This window comes from Rhizobium sp. CC-YZS058, from assembly GCF_034720595.1.
Taxonomy (GTDB): Bacteria; Pseudomonadota; Alphaproteobacteria; order Rhizobiales; family Rhizobiaceae; genus Ferranicluibacter.
In genome coordinates, this window is sequence record NZ_JAYESJ010000001.1 from 2,184,683 (window position 1) to 2,201,987 (window position 17,305).

A 17,305-nucleotide genomic window follows, 5' to 3' on the forward strand; every position below is an offset into this window, starting at 1 on the left:
GTCCCCTGCGAAGCGCTGACAGCGCTCACAAGGCAAGCCGAGGTTCGAACCGAAAGTGCCCGGAGGCACCGAAATTTCGGGTCTCACCCGTCTCATGCAGGCAAAAGTGATTAAGGGATAACCACCTGCAATCTCGGACAGGAGTTCCGGGCCTTTGAGAGCCCGGATATCCGGCCCCGAAGGGCCGGAATTCATGCGCGCCGACCGATGGCCGGCTCGTGCGATCAGGCGACGCTCAGCGTCGACGGATCGATCTTGACGCCCGGACCCATGGTCGAGGAGATCGCGACGCGCTTGACGTAGTTGCCCTTGGCACCCGTCGGCTTCGCCTTGATCACGGCATCCGCGAAAGCGCGGATGTTCTCTTCCAGAGCGGCCGGTGCGAAGGAGGCCTTGCCGATGCCGGCATGCACGATGCCTGCCTTCTCGACGCGGAACTCGACTGCGCCGCCCTTCGATGCCTTGACGGCGCCGGCGACGTCCATGGTCACGGTGCCGACCTTCGGGTTCGGCATCATGCCGCGCGGGCCGAGCACCTTACCGAGGCGGCCGACGAGCGGCATCATGTCCGGAGTGGCGATGCAGCGATCGAAATCGATCTTGCCGCCCTGGACGATCTCGACGAGATCTTCCGCACCGACGACGTCTGCGCCGGCGGCCTTGGCTTCGTCAGCCTTGGCGCCACGCGCGAAGACGGCGACGCGAACGTCGCGACCGGTGCCGTTAGGCAGGTTGACCACGCCGCGGACCATCTGGTCGGCATGACGCGGATCGACGCCGAGGTTCATGGCGACTTCGATGGTTTCGTCGAACTTGGCGACAGCCCGTTCCTTGACCATCGAGACAGCCTCGGTGAGGCCGTAGGTCTTGGTCGGATCAACGCCTTCGCGGATCTTCTGGATGCGCTTTGCTACCTTCGCCATGATCAGCCCACCACTTCCAGACCCATGGCGCGGGCAGAGCCCTCGATCATGGTCATTGCACCGTCGATGTCAGCGGCATTCAGGTCCTTCATCTTGGCTTCGGCGATCGACTTGATCTGAGCCTTGGTGAGCTTGCCTGCAAAGCCACCCTTGCCCGGCGTCTTGGAGCCGGAGGTGATCTTGGCTTCCTTCTTGAGGAAGTAGCTGACCGGCGGCTGCTTCATCGCGAAGGTGAACGACTTGTCCTGGTAATAGGTGATGACGACCGGGATCGGCATACCCTTTTCCATTTCCTGCGTAGCGGCATTGAACGCCTTGCAGAATTCCATGATGTTGATGCCACGCTGACCAAGCGCAGGACCGATCGGCGGAGACGGATTGGCCGACCCTGCCTTGACCTGAAGCTTGAGCTGACCGGCGACTTTCTTAGCCATTGCTCTCTGCCTTTGTCTTGAGCCTGCGCTTCAACCTCGCAAGGAGGCGTCGGCAGGCCGTGATGGCCGGTTGCCCGGCCCCTATGCCGCCGGCCTCTCGGGCTCAGCGGCGGCTGCGGTTGCGTGGTGCGGCTCGAAAGAGACCCGGCTTGAAGGCCCCTCGCCTTCCACGCGCTGTGGCGGCAACGCCGCCGAAAGCCGGACGCTCGCGCGGCCGGCTTCCATTCCGTGTCAGATCGTCAAACCTTCTCGACCTGCGCAAATTCCAGATCGACCGGCGTGGCGCGACCGAAGATCGACACCTCGACCTTGAGGCGCGACCGCTCCTCGTCCACATCCTGGACCGTGCCGTTGAACGAGGCGAAGGGGCCATCGGAGACCCGCACCTGTTCGCCGATCTCGAAGGAGATCGAGGGCTTGGGACGATCGACGCCGTCCTGAACCTGGCCGAGGATGCGCTCGGCTTCGTAGTCCGGGATCGGAACCGGCTTGTTGTCGGAGCCAAGGAACCCGGTGACCTTCGGCGTGTTCTTGATGAGGTGATAGGCCTCATCCGTCAGGTTCGCACGAACCAGAACATAGCCGGGGAAGAACTTGCGCTCGGCATCGACCTTGCGGCCGCGACGAACCTCGACGACCTTCTCGGTCGGAACAAGGATCTTCTCGAACAGATGGGTCAGACCCTTCTGCTTCGCCTTCTCCTCGATCGACTCGGCGACCTTCTTCTCAAAATTCGAATAGGCGTGGACGATGTACCAACGCGAAGCCATGTTCATCCCCACCCGCTCAGAACTGTGCATTCAGGACGAGGCCGATCACCCAGCCCATAAGCTGATCCGCAGCGAAGAAGAAGGCTGCAGCCAGAATGACCATGACGAAGACCATCAAGGTCGAAATCACGGTTTCCCGACGCGACGGCCAGGTCACCTTCGCGGTCTCGGAGCGCACCTGCTTCAGGAACGTAACTGGATCGGTTTTGGATGCCATTGAATGCTCACGCCTTAACGGCCCGTAAAGCCGATGAATCAGCCCCACGCGCCGCGTGTCTGTTGAACCCTACATAAAGACCGATTCCGAAAACCACAAGGGCTTTCCAGCCTTTTCACGACAAGTGGACGCATGGGCGTCCGGCCTCTTCCCTGTCGTCTTGCTCGCCGCTGCCGAGGGGCGCTGATCGAAAAAGCCTGGGAAGACTGGCAGGGGCAGCCGGGCTTGAACCGACGACCTGCGGTTTTGGAGACCGCCGCTCTACCAACTGAGCTATACCCCTATCCCGTTCGTCCGGGGCATCAAGTGCCGCCCCGTCTGAACCGTGGTGCTCCTTTAAGGCGGAGAAGGCAGGTTGGCAAGAGCTTTGTCGCGCCAGCCCTCGCCTTTTCCCCATGCTGCGATCGCGAAGGCCGGAGGGTCAGACTTTCACATAGCGCCGCCAGTCATGCTCCTCCGTAAAACCGAGAACCTCGCGAATCTTGCGGTTGGAGAGCAGCCCCTCATAGGTGTCGATCTCGCGGCGGAAGGGGACGTTCGGGAAGAATCGCTCGGCCAGCTCGCGGGTCGGCGTGTTGGCGGAGACGGTATTGTTGCAGGCGTTGAAGATCTCGAAGCCGAGTCCGTCCTTTTCGATGCACAGTTTGCAGATCTGGCCGAGGTCGCGGGCGTCGATATAGCTCCAGGCGATTCGCTTGCGCATCTCCGGATGGGCGAAATAGGTCGGAAAATTGGCATATTCATGCGGTTCGATGACATTGCCGATCCGCAAGGCGTAGATGTCGAAGCCGGAGCGCTCGGCGAAGGCCCGCGCGGTCTTCTCGTTCAACACCTTGGAGAGCCCGTAGCTGTCCATCGGGTTGACGTCGTAATCCTCTTCCAGAGGGAAGTGATGGAAGTCGCGATGGCCCTCGGCGAAGCAGACGCCGTAGGTGGTCTCGCTGGACGCGACGATGATCTTGCGGATGCCGAGCTTCACCGCCGCTTCGACGATGTTGTAGGTCCCCATGGTGTTGATGCGGAAGGTCTCGTTGTCCGGCTTGATGAGGATGCGCGGAATGGCGGCGAAGTGGACGACGGCATCATAGGGGCGGCCGCCCGTGTCGAGGTCGTCGAGATCGCGATGCATGCTGAGCGCGCTGTACACCTGACCAGCGTCGGTGATGTCGACGATCAGGTTGCTGACGCCCGGATGATCGAGCGGCACGAGGTCGAGATTGTGAACCTCGTATCCGGCGTCCACCAGATAGGGCACCACGTGCCGCCCCGCCTTGCCTGCGCCACCGGTAAAGAGAATACGCTTGCCCATGTCGGGTCCTCCACTGCGTTCGTTGCAACCGACATAGCGCCCTGCCCCGCGCAAGACAGGGCATGGCTTGCCCCATCCACAACGAAAAACGCGCCACCCGTCCGGGCAGCGCGTCTTCCAAAGTCTATCATGTCATCCGTGCCGTCGGCTTGCTGACGGCATCGTGGATCGTCGCTTACTCGACGATCGAAGCGACGATGCCGGCGCCGCGTGCAGATCGCGCTTGCGCGCCATCTGCACATCCTTCAACGCCGTCGGCTCGCTGACGGCATCGTGGATCGTCGCTTACTCGACGATCGAAGCGACGATGCCGGCGCCGCGTGCAGATCGCGCTTGCGCGCCATCTGCACATCCTTCAACGCCGTCGGCTCGCTGACGGCATCGTGGATCGTCGATTACTCGACGATCGAGGCGACGATGCCGGCGCCGACGGTGCGGCCGCCTTCGCGGATGGCGAAGCGCAGCTTTTCTTCCATCGCGATCGGAACGATCAGCTCGACGTCAACCGTGACGTTGTCGCCCGGCATGACCATTTCCGTGCCTTCCGGAAGCGTGACGATGCCCGTCACGTCCGTCGTGCGGAAGTAGAACTGCGGACGATAGTTCGTGAAGAACGGCGTATGACGGCCGCCTTCTTCCTTCGTCAGGATGTAGGCTTCGGCCTTGAACTTCTTGTGCGGCTTGACCGAACCCGGCTTGCAGAGAATCTGGCCACGCTCGACACCGTCACGGTTCACGCCGCGCAGCAGCGCGCCGATGTTGTCGCCGGCCTGGCCCTGGTCGAGCAGCTTGCGGAACATTTCAACGCCGGTGCAGGTCGTCTTGGTGGTCGGACGGATGCCGACGATCTCGATTTCCTCGCCGACCTTGACGATGCCACGCTCGACGCGGCCGGTCACGACCGTACCGCGGCCCGAGATCGAGAACACGTCTTCGATCGGCATCAGGAAGGGCTGGTCGATCGGACGTTCCGGGGTCGGGATATAGGCGTCGACCTGAGCCATCAGCTCGCGGATCGCGTCTTCGCCGATCTTCTTGTCCGAGTCTTCGAGAGCGGCCAGAGCCGAACCCTTGACGATCGGAATGTCGTCGCCGGGGAAGTCGTAGGACGACAGCAGTTCGCGCACTTCCAGCTCGACGAGCTCGAGAAGCTCGGCATCGTCAACCTGGTCGACCTTGTTCAGGAACACGACGATCGCCGGAACGCCGACCTGACGGGCGAGCAGGATGTGCTCGCGGGTCTGCGGCATCGGGCCGTCGGCGGCCGAGCAGACGAGGATCGCGCCGTCCATCTGGGCAGCACCGGTGATCATGTTCTTCACATAGTCGGCGTGGCCGGGGCAGTCGACGTGGGCATAGTGACGGTTGGCCGTCTCGTATTCGACGTGGGCCGTCGAGATGGTGATGCCGCGGGCCTTTTCTTCCGGAGCCGCGTCGATCTGGTCATACGCCTTGAACTCGCCGAAATACTTCGTGATCGCCGCCGTCAGCGACGTCTTGCCATGGTCGACGTGACCGATCGTCCCGATGTTCACGTGCGGCTTGTTGCGCTCAAACTTGCTCTTTGCCATGGGTCATTATCCTGTGATCGATAAGGAATGCGTCCAAAGCCCCGTTTTTCTTGCAACGGGCCTCCGGTTTGGGGAGGCACTTAAGGGTTTCGCAAGGATTGCGCAAGGGCTATTTGCGCCAGCATCGACGGCAAGGCGAACCCGCCGCGCCCTCCCCCGGCGCCCTGCGTGGAACCGGGGACCGATCCCGCCGCTTGTCGGTCAGTGGGGCGTTTCCATTTGGGACGAAATGGCCGCCAGCGCCCGCCAAGGCTGCGCAAAACAATCGCTTCCTTCAAATGCGACCGATTTTCGAGAGGTGGATTTCAGCCTTGCCTCATAGATCGGATGGACACGGCCTGCCCGTTGCCGCTCACGGAAAAGGATGACGCGCCATGACCCCACCGACAATGCCAGGACCGGTCTCCGGCGGTGCAGACGGCATGAAGCCGGTCGCCATTCTCGGTGCAGGTCTCGCCGGCCTTGTGGCGGCACGCGAACTCAAGCGCCGCGGCATCCCCGTCATCCTTTTCGAAGCCGCCAAGGTCATCGGCGGGCTCGCAGGGTCCTACAAGGATGCCGAAGGCTTCTCCTACGACATGGGCGCGCATTTCGTCTCGAATCGGCTGGCGCGGGAGCTCGACGCGGAAACCATCTGCCGCACGGTGACGCGCTATGGCGAGGCCGTGCAGGTGGGCGACAGGCGCTATGGCTACCCCTTCGGCCTGCTGCGCGCGCCGCATTATGTGGCGAGTGCACTTGCGGCACGGCTTTCGGAACCGCCGGTCCGCAACGCGGCCGATTGGTTCACCCGGAACTACGGCGCCGCCCTTGCCCGCGACGTCGCCATTCCGCTCGCGGAAGCCTGGTCCGGGGCGAGCGCCGAGGATCTTGCACCCTCCGTGGGCGAGAAGATGCGCGGCGGCATGGCCCGCTCGTTGATGCTGAAGGCCGCCGCCCGCCTCACGGACCGCGCCGTCTGCATCGGCTATTCGCATGAGATGCCGGAACGCCCCTCGGTCTACCATGTCTACCCCGAAGGTGGCATTGCACGCCTACTGGAACCCACAGCCCGCGAGGTCAGCGACACGATCCGCCTCAATGCCCCTGTCGAAGCGGTGATCGTCGAGGGTGAACGGGTTCGCGCGGTTCGGGTTCGCGGCGAAACCATCGCGGTTTCCGCCGTGATCAGCACCGCCCCCGTCACCGTTCTGCCGAAGCTGGTGCAGGGCAGCCGCCGGCTCGACCACCTCTCTGCCTTCCGCTATCGGCCGATGATCTTCGTCAATTTGCGCTTTGCCGGTCGCAATCTCCTGCCGGACACCATGCTTTGGGTGCCGGACCGCAGCCAGCCGTTTTTCCGCCTGACCGAGGCGCCGCGCTCCATGCCCTGGCTGGCGCCGGAGGGAAAAACCCTGATCACTTTCGATATCGGCTGCGACCGGGATGATGCCGCCTGGTCGATGTCGGACGAGGCGCTCGCTCGGCTCTGCCTGGAAGGGCTGACGCGCCTCAACCCTGCTCTGGCGCATCGCTATCTCGGCCTCGGCGGCGTCCTGCGCACGCCGATCGCCTATCCTGTCTATCTCAATGCCTATGAGGACGACCGCAAGCGCTTCGGCCAGTCGACCGGCATCGACGGTCTCTACAGCATCGGCCGCAACGGCGAATTCGCCCATATCCTCATGGAAGACATCTACTGGCGCAGCCTGCGTCAGGTCGAGGCGATCGATGGCTATCTGCGCGGCGCCGCGCCGCCGCGTGAGGCTGGCCGCTCTTGGCCGCCACACCGCCAGGCGGCCTGACCGCCTTCTTGCGAACCATTCGCACCGGCCCCAGTTTGGCCGCCCAAAGGGAGGGCTCGACAGTGAAGGAGCAAGGGCGCGCTTCAATGCCGGCGTTGCAGCCAAGGGATCCGACGCACTCAGGCCTCGGCTGGTCCTTCGTCCTGCCCACTGTCACGCGCAGCGAGCCGCGAAGGGGCAAGCCGGCATGAGTCTCGAGGAGATGGTTTTCCGGCTTGGTCTTGCCAGCGCGGCTGGCCTGCTGCTCGGCCTTGACCGCGAGGTTCGGGGCATCGCTGCCGGTATCCGCACCCATGCGCTGGTCGCGCTCAGCGCGGCGCTCATCACCATCTCGGCCCTGCTGATCCATGAGGACCTTGGCCAGCACGGCGCGTCCGGCAGCGATCCGCTCCGGGTGATCCAGGGACTGGCACAGGCCGTCGGCTTCATCGCTGCCGGCGCCATCTTCGTGTCACGCGGTGCCGTTCACAACCTGACCTCCGCCGCCAATATCTGGCTTGCCGCCGCTCTCGGCATCGCGGCCGGCGCGGGGCAGACCAAGCTTCTCCTCATCGGCCTCGCCTTCGGCGCAATGATCCTCACCCTCGTCCGTATCAGCGAACGCCTCATTCCCGGCAGCATCAAATCCGCTCAGGAAGACACGCGCGTCAGCGATAGTGAATGAAGCAGGATGAATGTGTGGAGCGGGTAGCGGGAATCGAACCCGCGTATTCAGCTTGGAAGGCTGCTGCTCTACCATTGAGCTATACCCGCGGGGGTCTCGATCCGAGTGCGGAATGGTGGAGGGAGTTGGATTTGAACCAACGTAGGCTGAGCCAACGGATTTACAGTCCGTCCCCTTTAACCACTCGGGCATCCCTCCAGTCTTCCGTCTGGATCGAGCGACCAGTGTGCAGCATCGTCTTCGGCGGTTGCTCCGTTGCCGTGCTGCGCGGGCTATATGACCGCCCCGTTTCCTCCTGTCAACACGAGCTTCGGGAAAAAATGCCGGCCGATCCACAGACCGTTCCGCCCCTGCCCTTCGCGCCGGCCCCTCATGTGTGAAAACGGTTTCGCCTTGCCCTGCCGGCCGCTATAAGCAGCGCATGACAAAAGATATTCCCGGCGACAAGACCGCCAAGGACAGCCATTACGCCACGCTGCGGCGGGCGCATCGAGACCAGAAGCGGGAGCGCGGCGAGATCCCGACGCCCAAGCACGACCGACGTCGGCCCGCCGAGCCCTGGTCGCCGCCGGCGGTCAGCCCCGATCTCGTGCAGCTTTACGGCATTCATACGGTGAAAGCGGCAATCGCCAATCCCGAGCGGACGATTCTCGGTTTGAAGGTCACGCAGAATGCCCTGGCGCGGCTGGAGATCGGCGAGCCGGAGGCCCTGCCCTTCCCGGTCGAGCTCGTGTCGCCGCAGGCGCTGGACCGCGTGCTCGGCCCCGATGCCATCCACCAGGGCGCCCTGCTCGAAACGCGGCCCCTGCCGGTGCGCCGCCTGTCCGCGCTGTCGAACAGTCCGCTGGTGCTTGTCCTCGATCAGGTGACCGACCCGCACAATGTCGGCGCGATCATGCGCTCGGCGGTCGCCTTCGACGCCGGGGCCGTCATCACCACCATGCGCCACAGCCCGACCGAATCGGGCGTGCTCGCCAAGTCCGCCTCCGGCGCGCTGGAGCTGATCCCCTATATCCAGATCACCAATCTCGCCGATGCACTCGAAGAGCTGCACGGCCTCGGCTTCTCCTCCATCGGGCTCGATTCGGAGGGGCCGGCGCCGCTCGAAGCCACGCTCTCCGGCACCAAGGTGGCCCTGGTGCTCGGCGCGGAAGGAAAGGGCCTGCGGCAGAAGACGCGCGCCACCTGCCAGGCGCTCGCAAGGCTCGACATGCCCGGCGCAATAAAATCCCTGAACGTGTCCAACGCCGCCGCCATCGCGCTCTACGCCACGCGGCGGCACCTCTGCCTCTAACGCGAAATCCCCGGACTGGCCGGGGATTTCGTTGTCTCACGTCGAGAACCGGCGCTCAGGCAGCCCGGGCAAGACCTTCATGGGTCTTGATCGTTTCATGCGCCGCATCGATGGCGGCGGTCCGCGCATCCGGACCGAGCGCCAGGCCCTCGGCGCGAACGATCTCGACATCCGTCACGCCGATGAAGCCGAGCGTGTTGACCAGCAGCGGCTCCTGGTGGTCCATGATGGCGGCCGGCGATCCCTCGCCATAGACGCCGCCGCGCGCCGAGGCGATCACCACCTTGCGGCCGCCCGCCAGACCTTCGACGCCCGCTGCGCCGTAGCGGAAGGTCTTGCCAGCCACGAGAATCCGGTCGAGCCAGGCCTTGAGCTGCGTCGGGACGGTGAAATTGTACATGGGTGCGCCGATGACGACGACGTCGGCCGCCAGGAATTCGGCCAGCACATCGCGCCCCGCCGGCGCGGCGCCGAGATCGGTCGCGGCCAGATGGTCGAGCGGTTCCGAGACCAGATCGTGATAGGTCACGGACGAGCCGGGATGTTCGGCCGTGAGCCGGGCGACGATTGCCGCCGTCAGGCCGCGCGAGACCGACTGGTCGCCGAGGATGCCGGAATCGAGATGGAGAATGTTCATGGGAGCGAGCCTCGCCTTGCAGGATTGAAGAGTGCGGTGGTCTTGGCTAACCATATGGCGACAGAAACGATGGGGCCGGTAGACGGCCGGATTCCGACACAGCGTTTCCTTTGGGAAACGCTGCCGCCGTTTAAAGAGGGGATGCGCTGATGCAGGACCTGAACGACATCGCCCATTTCGTCGCCGTCGTCCGGCATGGCGGCTTCTCCGCCGCCGCCCGCGCGCTCGATCTGCCGAAATCGCTGTTGAGCAAGCATGTCGCCGAGCTCGAACGGCAGCTGGGCGTTCGTCTCCTCGAACGCTCGACGCGCATGCTGCGGGTGACCGATGTCGGCCAGCACTTTTTCGATCACTGCGAACAGGCGCTTGCCAGCATCGAGGCGGCAGAGGCGGCGGCGGCCATGGCGCGGTCCGCGCCGCGCGGCCTCGTCCGCCTCGCCTGCCCGCTCGGCTTTGCGCCGCTTCTGTCCTTCATCCTTCCCGAGTTTCACCGGCGGTTTCCCGAAGTGACCCTGCGGATCATCGTGTCCAACCGGCGTGTCGATCTCGTCTCCGAGCGGATCGACGTGGCGCTGCGGGCGCGGCCGGAGGTGGAGATGGACGAGCAGCTCGTCGTGCGCCGGATGGGGGACAATGCCAGCCATCTCGTCGCCAGCCCGTCCCTCATCGACCGGCTGGGGCAACCGACGATCGATACGCTGTCGCAGTTTCCGACCCTCTCCATGGCGGAGGAGCGCGCCGAGGACCATTGGAGCCTGATCAGCACGCATGGGGAGCGCAGGGACATCGTCCACCGGCCGCTGATCGGCTGCGGCGATTTCAATCTGCTGGAAACGTCGGCCATCGAAGGCATCGGCGTCGCGCTTCTGCCCGAACACATGACCGACCGGGCGATTCGCGCGGGATTGCTCGTCCGCGTCCTGCCGGACTGGTCGACCGACGCTGCCGTCGCGCATCTCGTCTTCACGACAAGGCAGGGCATGCTGCCCGCCGTGCGCGCCCTGATCGACCACTTCGCCGAGATGCTGCCCGCAACCATGGCCCGCTGCCGCGAGGTCGACCATCCCCAGGCCGCCAAGGCCCGCACCGCCCTGCCCAGGCCGCTCCCGCAGGCCGCAGAATAGACCGACCGTCTTTTCGCTTTACACACCAGCTCAATATGCTAGTGCGGTTCCGCTGCCCTTATAGCTCAGTTGGTAGAGCACCTGATTTGTAATCAGGGGGTCCCGGGTTCGAGTCCTGGTGGGGGCACCATTTTTATCTTCGAGCAATTCTTCCGCGCTGACGGCCACGGACTCGCGTTGCCGTCTTAGCGAACGCGGAAACACCAGGTGAAGCTTCGGCCTCACCCGGTGATTTTCGCTCCGCAAGCTGATCTCAGTCGTCGAGCGAATCGGCCTGGTCGTCGTTCGAACCGGACTGATCGTCGGCGGAGCCCTGCTGATCCTCGTCCGATGCATCGTCTTCGGTCGCGGAATCGTCGTCATCGACCTTCTGCTTCTTTTCGAGCGTCTTCTTGTCCTTGAGCGCCTTCTTGTCGGCTCTGTCCTGCTCCTGCTTGGCCTTCTTGTCCGCCTTGTCCTGCTCGTGCTTGGCCTTCTTCTCGGACTCCGTCGTCTGCTTGGTCGCCTTGTCCTCGGCCTTGGTGGTTTTCTTGTCGGATTTCGATTGATCCTTGGTGGCCTTCCTGTCCGATTTGGTCTGGTCCTTGCTGGCCTTCTTGTCGGACTTCGACTGGTCCTTGGCCGCCTTGTCGGACTTCTGCGACCCGGTTTCGGACTTCGTCTCGCTGCGCGCCTCGCCGCGCTTGGCGAGAGCCTGGCCGAGCGAAGGCAGGGCGACGCCCGACAGGATCAGGCCTGCCGTCAGCACAGCCGTCAGAAATGCACGCTTTACACGGATCATGAATGTCTCCTCATCTGTAAGTTTCTTGTTGCCGAGCACCATCGCCGAAGGGCCCCTAAAAGCGAGTTCCCTGCGATGTTAAGATTTGAGCGATAGGTGAATTTCCGCGGCGGTGGGCGCAGAGGACACCAGCGTCGCTGCGAGGCACCGAGCCGGAAGGCGAAGGCAATCGGGTCGATCCGCGCCGTGTCATCCGGCAGGCTTTCCCGCCGTTTCCTCTGCGACCCCGCCACTCGAACATTTTCCCCTTGATCCTGCAGCGTTTTCGGAAAAGATGCGGCGAGTGCTGCGGATCAGGAAAGACGTCAGTCGGCCATGGGAAGACCCTTCGACACCATCGCCTTTGCCGCCTCGCCGACCGAAGAGGCGCAGCAGGCGGCCGAGGAGTTGCGGGCCATCTACGGCTCGGTGGAACAGGAAGAGGCCGATATCATCGTTGCGCTCGGCGGTGATGGCTTCATGCTCCAGACGCTTCATCAGACCATGAACAGCGGCAAGCGCGTCTATGGAATGAACCGCGGCTCGGTCGGCTTTCTCATGAATCGCTACAGCACGGTGGGCCTGCGCGAGCGGGTATCGAAAGCGGTGGAAAACGCGTTCCGTCCGCTCGAAATGGCGACGACCGATGCGGACGGCCGGCAGTTCAGCGCGCTTGCCATCAACGAGGTCTATCTCTTCCGCCAGTCCTACCAGGCCGCCAAGCTGCAGATCAGCGTCGACGGGCGTATCCGGCTGGAAGAGCTGATCTGCGATGGCGTTCTGCTTGCGACCCCGGCCGGATCGACGGCCTACAATCTCTCCGCCCATGGGCCGATCCTGCCGCTCGAGGCACCGCTGCTGGCGTTGACGCCGGTCAGCCCCTTTCGTCCGCGCCGCTGGCGTGGCGCGCTGCTGCCCAACCGGGTCACGGTGGAGATCGATATTCTCGAGGCGGAAAAGCGGCCGGTCAATGCCGTGGCGGACCATGTCGAAGTGAAGTCGGTCGTCAAAGTCAGAATTGCCGAATCGGAGGAAATGACCGCGCGCATCCTCTCCGATCCGGATTATTCCTGGGCGGACCGGATCCTGGCCGAACAGTTTTCCAATTGAGGCTTCGCTCGTTTCGGCACAGCCCTGCTCGTCATGCCAGCGACTTGCCGTTCCGCAGCCAAGCGGTCACAATGGCAACGCCTCGACGAGGCGGAAAGCGGTTCCCCTTCGCGGGCAAGGCTTATGCATGCTGAAACGGTTTCTCTCATTCGATCGAACGGACTCTCCCATGGCCCGCTGGACCACCCTCGCCGTTTCCGCCCTCCTGCTCCTCTCCGCCCCGCCGCTGCATGCGCAGCAGAGCGTGCTGCCGGAAAACGTGCTGCCGGAGAACGTGACCTTCGTGACCAGCACCGGCTTCTGGGAAGAAAGCGCCGACGCGGCAGCCCAATCCGGCGATGCCAAACCTGCGTCCGCAGGGCGGCGTGGCTATTACAAGCTGATCGCGTTGCGCCAGCCGGAAGGCAATGCCCATATCGTGCTGCAGCAGATCGCGCTCGAAGCCGAAGGCCCCAAGGTGGTGACCTCGGCGGAGCTGGAGGAATTCAGTCGAATGAAAGCCTTCGTCACCGATATCCGGCCGGAGAGCTCGGATGGCGTCACATCGCAGCCGGGGCTCTTCGCCACCGTCTATCTGCGCACGGACCCGTCCGAAGCCGAGCCGCAGGGATGGACGGTGCTGATCGACGACATCGGCGATATCCGCATCGAGCGGGCCAGCAACTGACCTTTCGCCGGCGGGTGGCCTGCCGGCCCCATGAGGGGCCGGCGACACGAGGTCAGGCGATATCGTCCACCACGGCATCGGCGCCGCCGGCGACGCGATGCGCCAGCGCCGCTTCCATGAACGGGTTCAGTGCCCCATCCAGCACATCGGAGGGCGCCGTGCTTTCCACGCCGGTCCGCAGGTCCTTCACCAGCTGGTAGGGCTGGAGGACGTAGGAGCGAATCTGGTGGCCCCAGCCGATCTCGGTCTTGGATGCGGCTTCGGCATTGGCCGCCTCTTCCCGCTTCTTCAGCTCCGCTTCGTAGAGCCGCGCGCGCAGCATGTCCCAGGCCTTGGCCCGGTTCTTGTGCTGGGAGCGTTCCTGCTGGCACTGCACGACGATACCGGACGGGATATGCGTGATCCGCACGGCCGAGTCGGTGGTGTTGACGTGCTGACCGCCAGCGCCCGAGGAGCGATAGGTATCGATCCGGCAGTCGCTTTCGTTGATGTCGATCTGGATCGAATCGTCGACGACCGGATAGACCCAGATGGACGAGAACGAGGTGTGGCGCCGCGCATTGCTGTCATAGGGCGAAATCCGCACCAGGCGGTGAACGCCCGATTCGGTCTTCAGCCAGCCATAGGCGTTCTGGCCCTTGACGAGCAGCGTTGCGGACTTGATGCCCGCTTCTTCCCCGTCATGGATTTCCATCAGCTCGACCTTGAAGCCCTGGCGTTCGGCCCAGCGCGTGTACATGCGCAGAAGCATGTTCGCCCAGTCCTGGCTTTCCGTGCCGCCGGCGCCGGAATGCACTTCCAGATAGGTGTCGTTGCTGTCGGCCTCGCCGGACAGCATGGCTTCCACCTGGCGCCGTGCTGCTTCCGCGCTCAGGGTCTTGAGCGCCGCTTCAGCATCCTTGACGATATCCGTATCGCCCTCTTCCTCGCCGAGCTCGATGAGCTCGATGCTGTCGCGCATCTGGGTTTCCAGCGCGCGCACGCCGCTGATGGCGTCGTCGAGGTTCTGGCGCTCGCGCATCAGCTTCTGCGCTTCGCCGGCATCGTTCCAAAGCGTCGGGTCTTCCGCCTTGTTGTTCAACCAGTCCAGTCGTCTTACCGCCTGATCCCAGTCAAAGATGCCTCCTCAGCAGGCTTATGGCCTGCTTGATGTCGTCGACAATATTCTCGATTTCGGTGCGCATTGTCCTGCTCTGTCAGAAGTCCGTTCAAGGAGTGGCCGTCCATAGCCAGCGCCGCCGCATCTGTCAAAGGCGGCGGCGGGGCATTGGAAGACGGTGCGGGTCAGAAGAGCCCGTTGGTGCCGGAGGTGACCGCCTGGTTGGCCTGCGGCGAGGTCCGCAGGATTTCCTCCGGCGGCACATAGGCATCGGTGCCGCCGATGACCTGATAGTCGTCAGCCGGACCCGTGCCGGGCTTGAAGGCTTCCATGATCATGTCCGGATCCCCCTCGGCGGAGGCCATGCCGGTCTTGCGGTTGACCGGGATGAGGCTCATGCCCTCCGGCGGCACGAACTGGGTCGGGCGCGTATCCTTCAACGCCGCCTGCATGAATTCGTTGAACACCGGTGCGGCCAGCCCGCCGCCGGTGGCGCCGCGGCCGAGCGGAGCCGGATTGTCGAAGCCGAGATAGAGGCCGGCCACGAGGTCGGGCGTATAGCCGACGAACCAAGCGTCCTTTTCGTCATTGGTCGTGCCGGTCTTGCCGGCGACCGGACGGTCGAGGGTGATCTTGCCGGCCGCGGTGCCGCGCGTGATCACGCCTTCCATCATCGAGGTGATCTGGTAGGCCGTCATCGGATCCAGCACCTGCTGGCGATTGTCGGTCAGCACCGGCTCGCTCTGGTTCTCCCAATCGGCGGCGTTGCAGGTGTCGCAGCCGCGCTCCTCATGCCGGAAGATGGTCTTGCCGTAGCGATCCTGGATGCGGTCGATCATCGACGGCTTGATCTGCTTGCCGCCATTGGCAATGACCGAATAGGCCGAAACCATGCGCAGCACCGTCGTTTCGCCCGAGCCGAGCGACATGGCGAGCACCGGCAGCATCTTGTCGTAGATGCCGAAGCGTTCGGCATATTCGGCAACCAGGTTCATGCCCATGTCGTTGGCAAGCCGGACGGTCATCAGGTTGCGCGACTTTTCGATGCCGAGCCGCAAGGTCGATGGACCCGCCGATCCGCCCCCATAATTCTCCGGCCGCCAGACCTGGCCGTTGGTGACCAGCTCGAAGGGCGCGTCGAGGATAACGGAAGCGGGCGTATAGCCGTTGTCGAGCGCCGCAGCGTAGACGAAGGGCTTAAAGGAGGAGCCGGGCTGCCGCATGGCCTGGGTGGCGCGGTTGAATTCCGATTGGGCATAGGAGAAACCGCCGACCATGGCGAGCACGCGGCCGGTCTGCGGGTCCATGGCGACAAGCCCGCCCTGCACCTTCGGCGGCTGGCGCAGGCGATAGGTCCCGTCCTTGCCGAGCGGCTCGACGAAGACGACATCGCCGGCGCTGAGCACGCCATCCGGCGAGCGGGCGGATCGACGCTGGCTGCTGGAGGAGCGATAGGCCCATTCCATCGCATTGGCCGGGATCCGCCCGGTCACCCGGTCTTCGCCCACCTTGCCGCCGGCATCCTTGCTCGGCTGCAGTCCGATGTCGACGCCGGTCTTGTCGGCGGAGAGCACGACGGCAAGCTTCCACTCCGGAACGTCGGAGAGCCCGTCGAGCTTGCCCAGCGCCGGACCCCAGTCGCTGCCGATCTCGATCGTCTTCAGGGGGCCATGGAACCCGCGCCGCTCGTCATAGCTGACCAGCGCGTCCTGCAGCGCCTTGCGCGCGGCGATCTGCATCTGCGGATCGAGCGAGGTGCGCACGGAAAGCCCGCCTTCGAGCAGCGCGTTCTCGCCGTATTTCTGGATGATCTGCCGGCGCACTTCCTCGGAGAAGTAATCCGACGCGAAGAGATGCGACCCGCCGCGACGCACGCGGACGCCGAGCGGCTGCTTCTTGGCTTCCTCGCCATCGGCATGCGTCACATAGCCGTTCTCGACCATGCGATCGATGACCCAGTTGCGTCGCTCCAAGGCGGCAGCCTCGCGGCGGAACGGATGGTAATTGGCCGGCCCCTTCGGCAGCGCGGCGAGATAGGCGGTTTCGGCAATGGTCAGTTCGGTGACCGACTTGTCGAAATAGGTCAGCGCGGCGCCGGCAATGCCATAGGCATTGAGGCCGAAGAAGATCTCGTTGAGATAGAGTTCGAGGATTCGATCCTTCGAATAGGCCTGCTCGATCCGGAAGGAGAGAATGGCCTCCTTGATCTTGCGATCGAAGGTCTGGTCGGCCGTCAGCAGGAAGTTCTTGGCGACCTGCTGGGTGATGGTCGACGCGCCGACAGGGCGGCGACCGGACCCGATGTTCTGCGCATTGACGAGGATGGCGCGGCCGAGACCGGTCAGGTCGACGCCCGGGTGCTGGTAGAAGTTCTTGTCTTCGGCCGAGATGAAGGCGGCCTTCACACGGTCGGGAATGGCCTGGATGGGCAGATAGAGGCGGCGTTCGCGCGCATATTCGGCCATGAGCTCGCCATTGCCGGCATGGACGCGGGTGGTGACCGGCGGGGCATAGGTGCTCAGCACCTCGTAATCCGGCAGATCGCGCGTCACATTGGCGAGGTAGAGAGCCGCTCCGCCTGCTGCCAGCAGGATCAGGAATGCGCCTGCGCCGAAGAAATAGCCAATCAATCTGATCATTGCTTGGGTACCGGTCCCTTCCATCCATCTGGTGCCGTCGTCGCCTGTCGAAAAGACAGGGCGGCAGGCTTCATGGCACGCGGCAGCGCATAGCCCCTGCAGCCCGGACAATCCAGCCCAACCTGCCGTCATGCCCGTCACTTTTCGGCAAGCGTTGTCACAGCCGGTGCAATGCACGGGCAGAGGGAGCACCGAGCCCGGTGCGCGAGTCATTGCCGTGACTGACACTCTAGCCGGTAAGCGATCGGAATGTGAGGAAAATAGGGCTTTCGCCGGAATTGGCGCGGGAAAGCGCGGGGCGCG

General features: G+C 64.0%; 16 protein-coding genes and 4 tRNA genes. 7 read left to right on the forward strand and 13 right to left on the reverse strand.

The features are described from left to right. Positions 1 to 224: 224 nt before the first annotated feature. The 7 genes from rplA to tuf all read right to left on the reverse strand — a co-directional run bounded on the left by rplA (position 225) and on the right by tuf (position 5,224). Positions 225 to 923 (reverse strand): 50S ribosomal protein L1, encoded by a 699-nt coding sequence (gene rplA / locus U8330_RS10485; RefSeq protein WP_323105231.1) that lies wholly within the window; start codon positions 921 to 923, stop codon positions 225 to 227. Between the two features lie 2 nt (positions 924 to 925). Then, positions 926 to 1,357, reverse strand: coding sequence for a 50S ribosomal protein L11 (gene rplK / locus U8330_RS10490; protein WP_323105232.1), 432 nt, complete (start codon positions 1,355 to 1,357; stop codon positions 926 to 928). A gap of 239 nt (positions 1,358 to 1,596) precedes the next feature. Then, positions 1,597 to 2,127: a transcription termination/antitermination protein NusG gene (gene nusG / locus U8330_RS10495; protein ID WP_323105233.1), complete on the reverse strand. Its 531-nt coding sequence runs from the start codon at positions 2,125 to 2,127 to the stop codon at positions 1,597 to 1,599. A 16-nt stretch (positions 2,128 to 2,143) separates the two neighbouring features. Then, entirely contained in the window at positions 2,144 to 2,344 is a 201-nt protein-coding gene (secE, locus tag U8330_RS10500) for a preprotein translocase subunit SecE (protein ID WP_323105234.1), read from the reverse strand. A 207-nt stretch (positions 2,345 to 2,551) separates the two neighbouring features. Beyond that, positions 2,552 to 2,627 (reverse strand) — tRNA-Trp (locus tag U8330_RS10505). A 138-nt stretch (positions 2,628 to 2,765) separates the two neighbouring features. After that, entirely contained in the window at positions 2,766 to 3,653 is an 888-nt protein-coding gene (locus U8330_RS10510) for an NAD(P)-dependent oxidoreductase (RefSeq protein WP_323105235.1), read from the reverse strand. A 395-nt stretch (positions 3,654 to 4,048) separates the two neighbouring features. Further along, positions 4,049 to 5,224: an elongation factor Tu gene (tuf, locus tag U8330_RS10515; protein ID WP_323105222.1), complete on the reverse strand. Its 1,176-nt coding sequence runs from the start codon at positions 5,222 to 5,224 to the stop codon at positions 4,049 to 4,051. Positions 5,225 to 5,598: 374 nt separating this feature from the next. Here tuf and U8330_RS10520 point away from each other — a divergent pair, with 374 nt between their 5' ends. After that, complete coding sequence (locus U8330_RS10520; RefSeq protein WP_323105236.1) at positions 5,599 to 7,008, forward strand: protoporphyrinogen/coproporphyrinogen oxidase; 1,410 nt, start codon at positions 5,599 to 5,601, stop codon at positions 7,006 to 7,008. Positions 7,009 to 7,195: 187 nt separating this feature from the next. Then, positions 7,196 to 7,672: an MgtC/SapB family protein gene (locus U8330_RS10525; RefSeq protein ID WP_323105237.1), complete on the forward strand. Its 477-nt coding sequence runs from the start codon at positions 7,196 to 7,198 to the stop codon at positions 7,670 to 7,672. A 15-nt stretch (positions 7,673 to 7,687) separates the two neighbouring features. Here the strand turns inward: U8330_RS10525 and U8330_RS10530 are convergent. Together U8330_RS10530 and U8330_RS10535 are read right to left on the reverse strand one after the other, a co-directional pair. Next, positions 7,688 to 7,761: transfer RNA gene (locus U8330_RS10530), tRNA-Gly, on the reverse strand. Positions 7,762 to 7,785: 24 nt separating this feature from the next. Continuing rightward, positions 7,786 to 7,870: transfer RNA gene (locus U8330_RS10535), tRNA-Tyr, on the reverse strand. Positions 7,871 to 8,093: 223 nt separating this feature from the next. Here U8330_RS10535 and U8330_RS10540 point away from each other — a divergent pair. Continuing rightward, entirely contained in the window at positions 8,094 to 8,966 is an 873-nt protein-coding gene (locus tag U8330_RS10540; RefSeq protein WP_323105238.1) for an RNA methyltransferase, read from the forward strand. 55 nt (positions 8,967 to 9,021) lie between these two features. Here the strand turns inward: U8330_RS10540 and U8330_RS10545 are convergent, their stop codons facing one another. Beyond that, the gene (locus U8330_RS10545; protein WP_323105239.1) at positions 9,022 to 9,603 is read right to left on the reverse strand and encodes an FMN-dependent NADH-azoreductase; all 582 of its coding nucleotides are present in this window, start codon (positions 9,601 to 9,603) and stop codon (positions 9,022 to 9,024) included. A gap of 149 nt (positions 9,604 to 9,752) precedes the next feature. On the opposite strand from U8330_RS10545, the gene U8330_RS10550 reads away from it, so the two are divergent. Together U8330_RS10550 and U8330_RS10555 are read left to right on the forward strand one after the other, a co-directional pair. Beyond that, positions 9,753 to 10,727 (forward strand): LysR substrate-binding domain-containing protein, encoded by a 975-nt coding sequence (locus U8330_RS10550; RefSeq protein ID WP_323105240.1) that lies wholly within the window; start codon positions 9,753 to 9,755, stop codon positions 10,725 to 10,727. 54 nt (positions 10,728 to 10,781) lie between these two features. Then, a tRNA-Thr gene (locus U8330_RS10555) sits at positions 10,782 to 10,857 on the forward strand. A gap of 123 nt (positions 10,858 to 10,980) precedes the next feature. Here the strand turns inward: U8330_RS10555 and U8330_RS10560 are convergent. Further along, the gene (locus tag U8330_RS10560; protein ID WP_323105241.1) at positions 10,981 to 11,508 is read right to left on the reverse strand and encodes a hypothetical protein; all 528 of its coding nucleotides are present in this window, start codon (positions 11,506 to 11,508) and stop codon (positions 10,981 to 10,983) included. Between the two features lie 315 nt (positions 11,509 to 11,823). On the opposite strand from U8330_RS10560, the gene U8330_RS10565 reads away from it, so the two are divergent. Both U8330_RS10565 and U8330_RS10570 read left to right on the forward strand, forming a co-directional pair. After that, the gene (locus tag U8330_RS10565) at positions 11,824 to 12,597 is read left to right on the forward strand and encodes an NAD kinase (RefSeq protein WP_323105242.1); all 774 of its coding nucleotides are present in this window, start codon (positions 11,824 to 11,826) and stop codon (positions 12,595 to 12,597) included. 169 nt (positions 12,598 to 12,766) lie between these two features. Further along, positions 12,767 to 13,264 (forward strand): hypothetical protein, encoded by a 498-nt coding sequence (locus U8330_RS10570; RefSeq protein WP_323105243.1) that lies wholly within the window; start codon positions 12,767 to 12,769, stop codon positions 13,262 to 13,264. A 52-nt stretch (positions 13,265 to 13,316) separates the two neighbouring features. Here the strand turns inward: U8330_RS10570 and prfB are convergent. Next, positions 13,317 to 14,448 (reverse strand): peptide chain release factor 2 gene (prfB, locus tag U8330_RS10575; RefSeq protein WP_323105244.1). Its coding sequence is split into 2 segments (ribosomal slippage): positions 13,317 to 14,378 and positions 14,380 to 14,448, totalling 1,131 coding nucleotides; the frame shifts between segments, so codons are not numbered across the junction. A 100-nt stretch (positions 14,449 to 14,548) separates the two neighbouring features. Next, positions 14,549 to 17,002: a penicillin-binding protein 1A gene (locus tag U8330_RS10580; RefSeq protein WP_323105245.1), complete on the reverse strand. Its 2,454-nt coding sequence runs from the start codon at positions 17,000 to 17,002 to the stop codon at positions 14,549 to 14,551. Positions 17,003 to 17,305 lie beyond the last annotated feature (303 nt).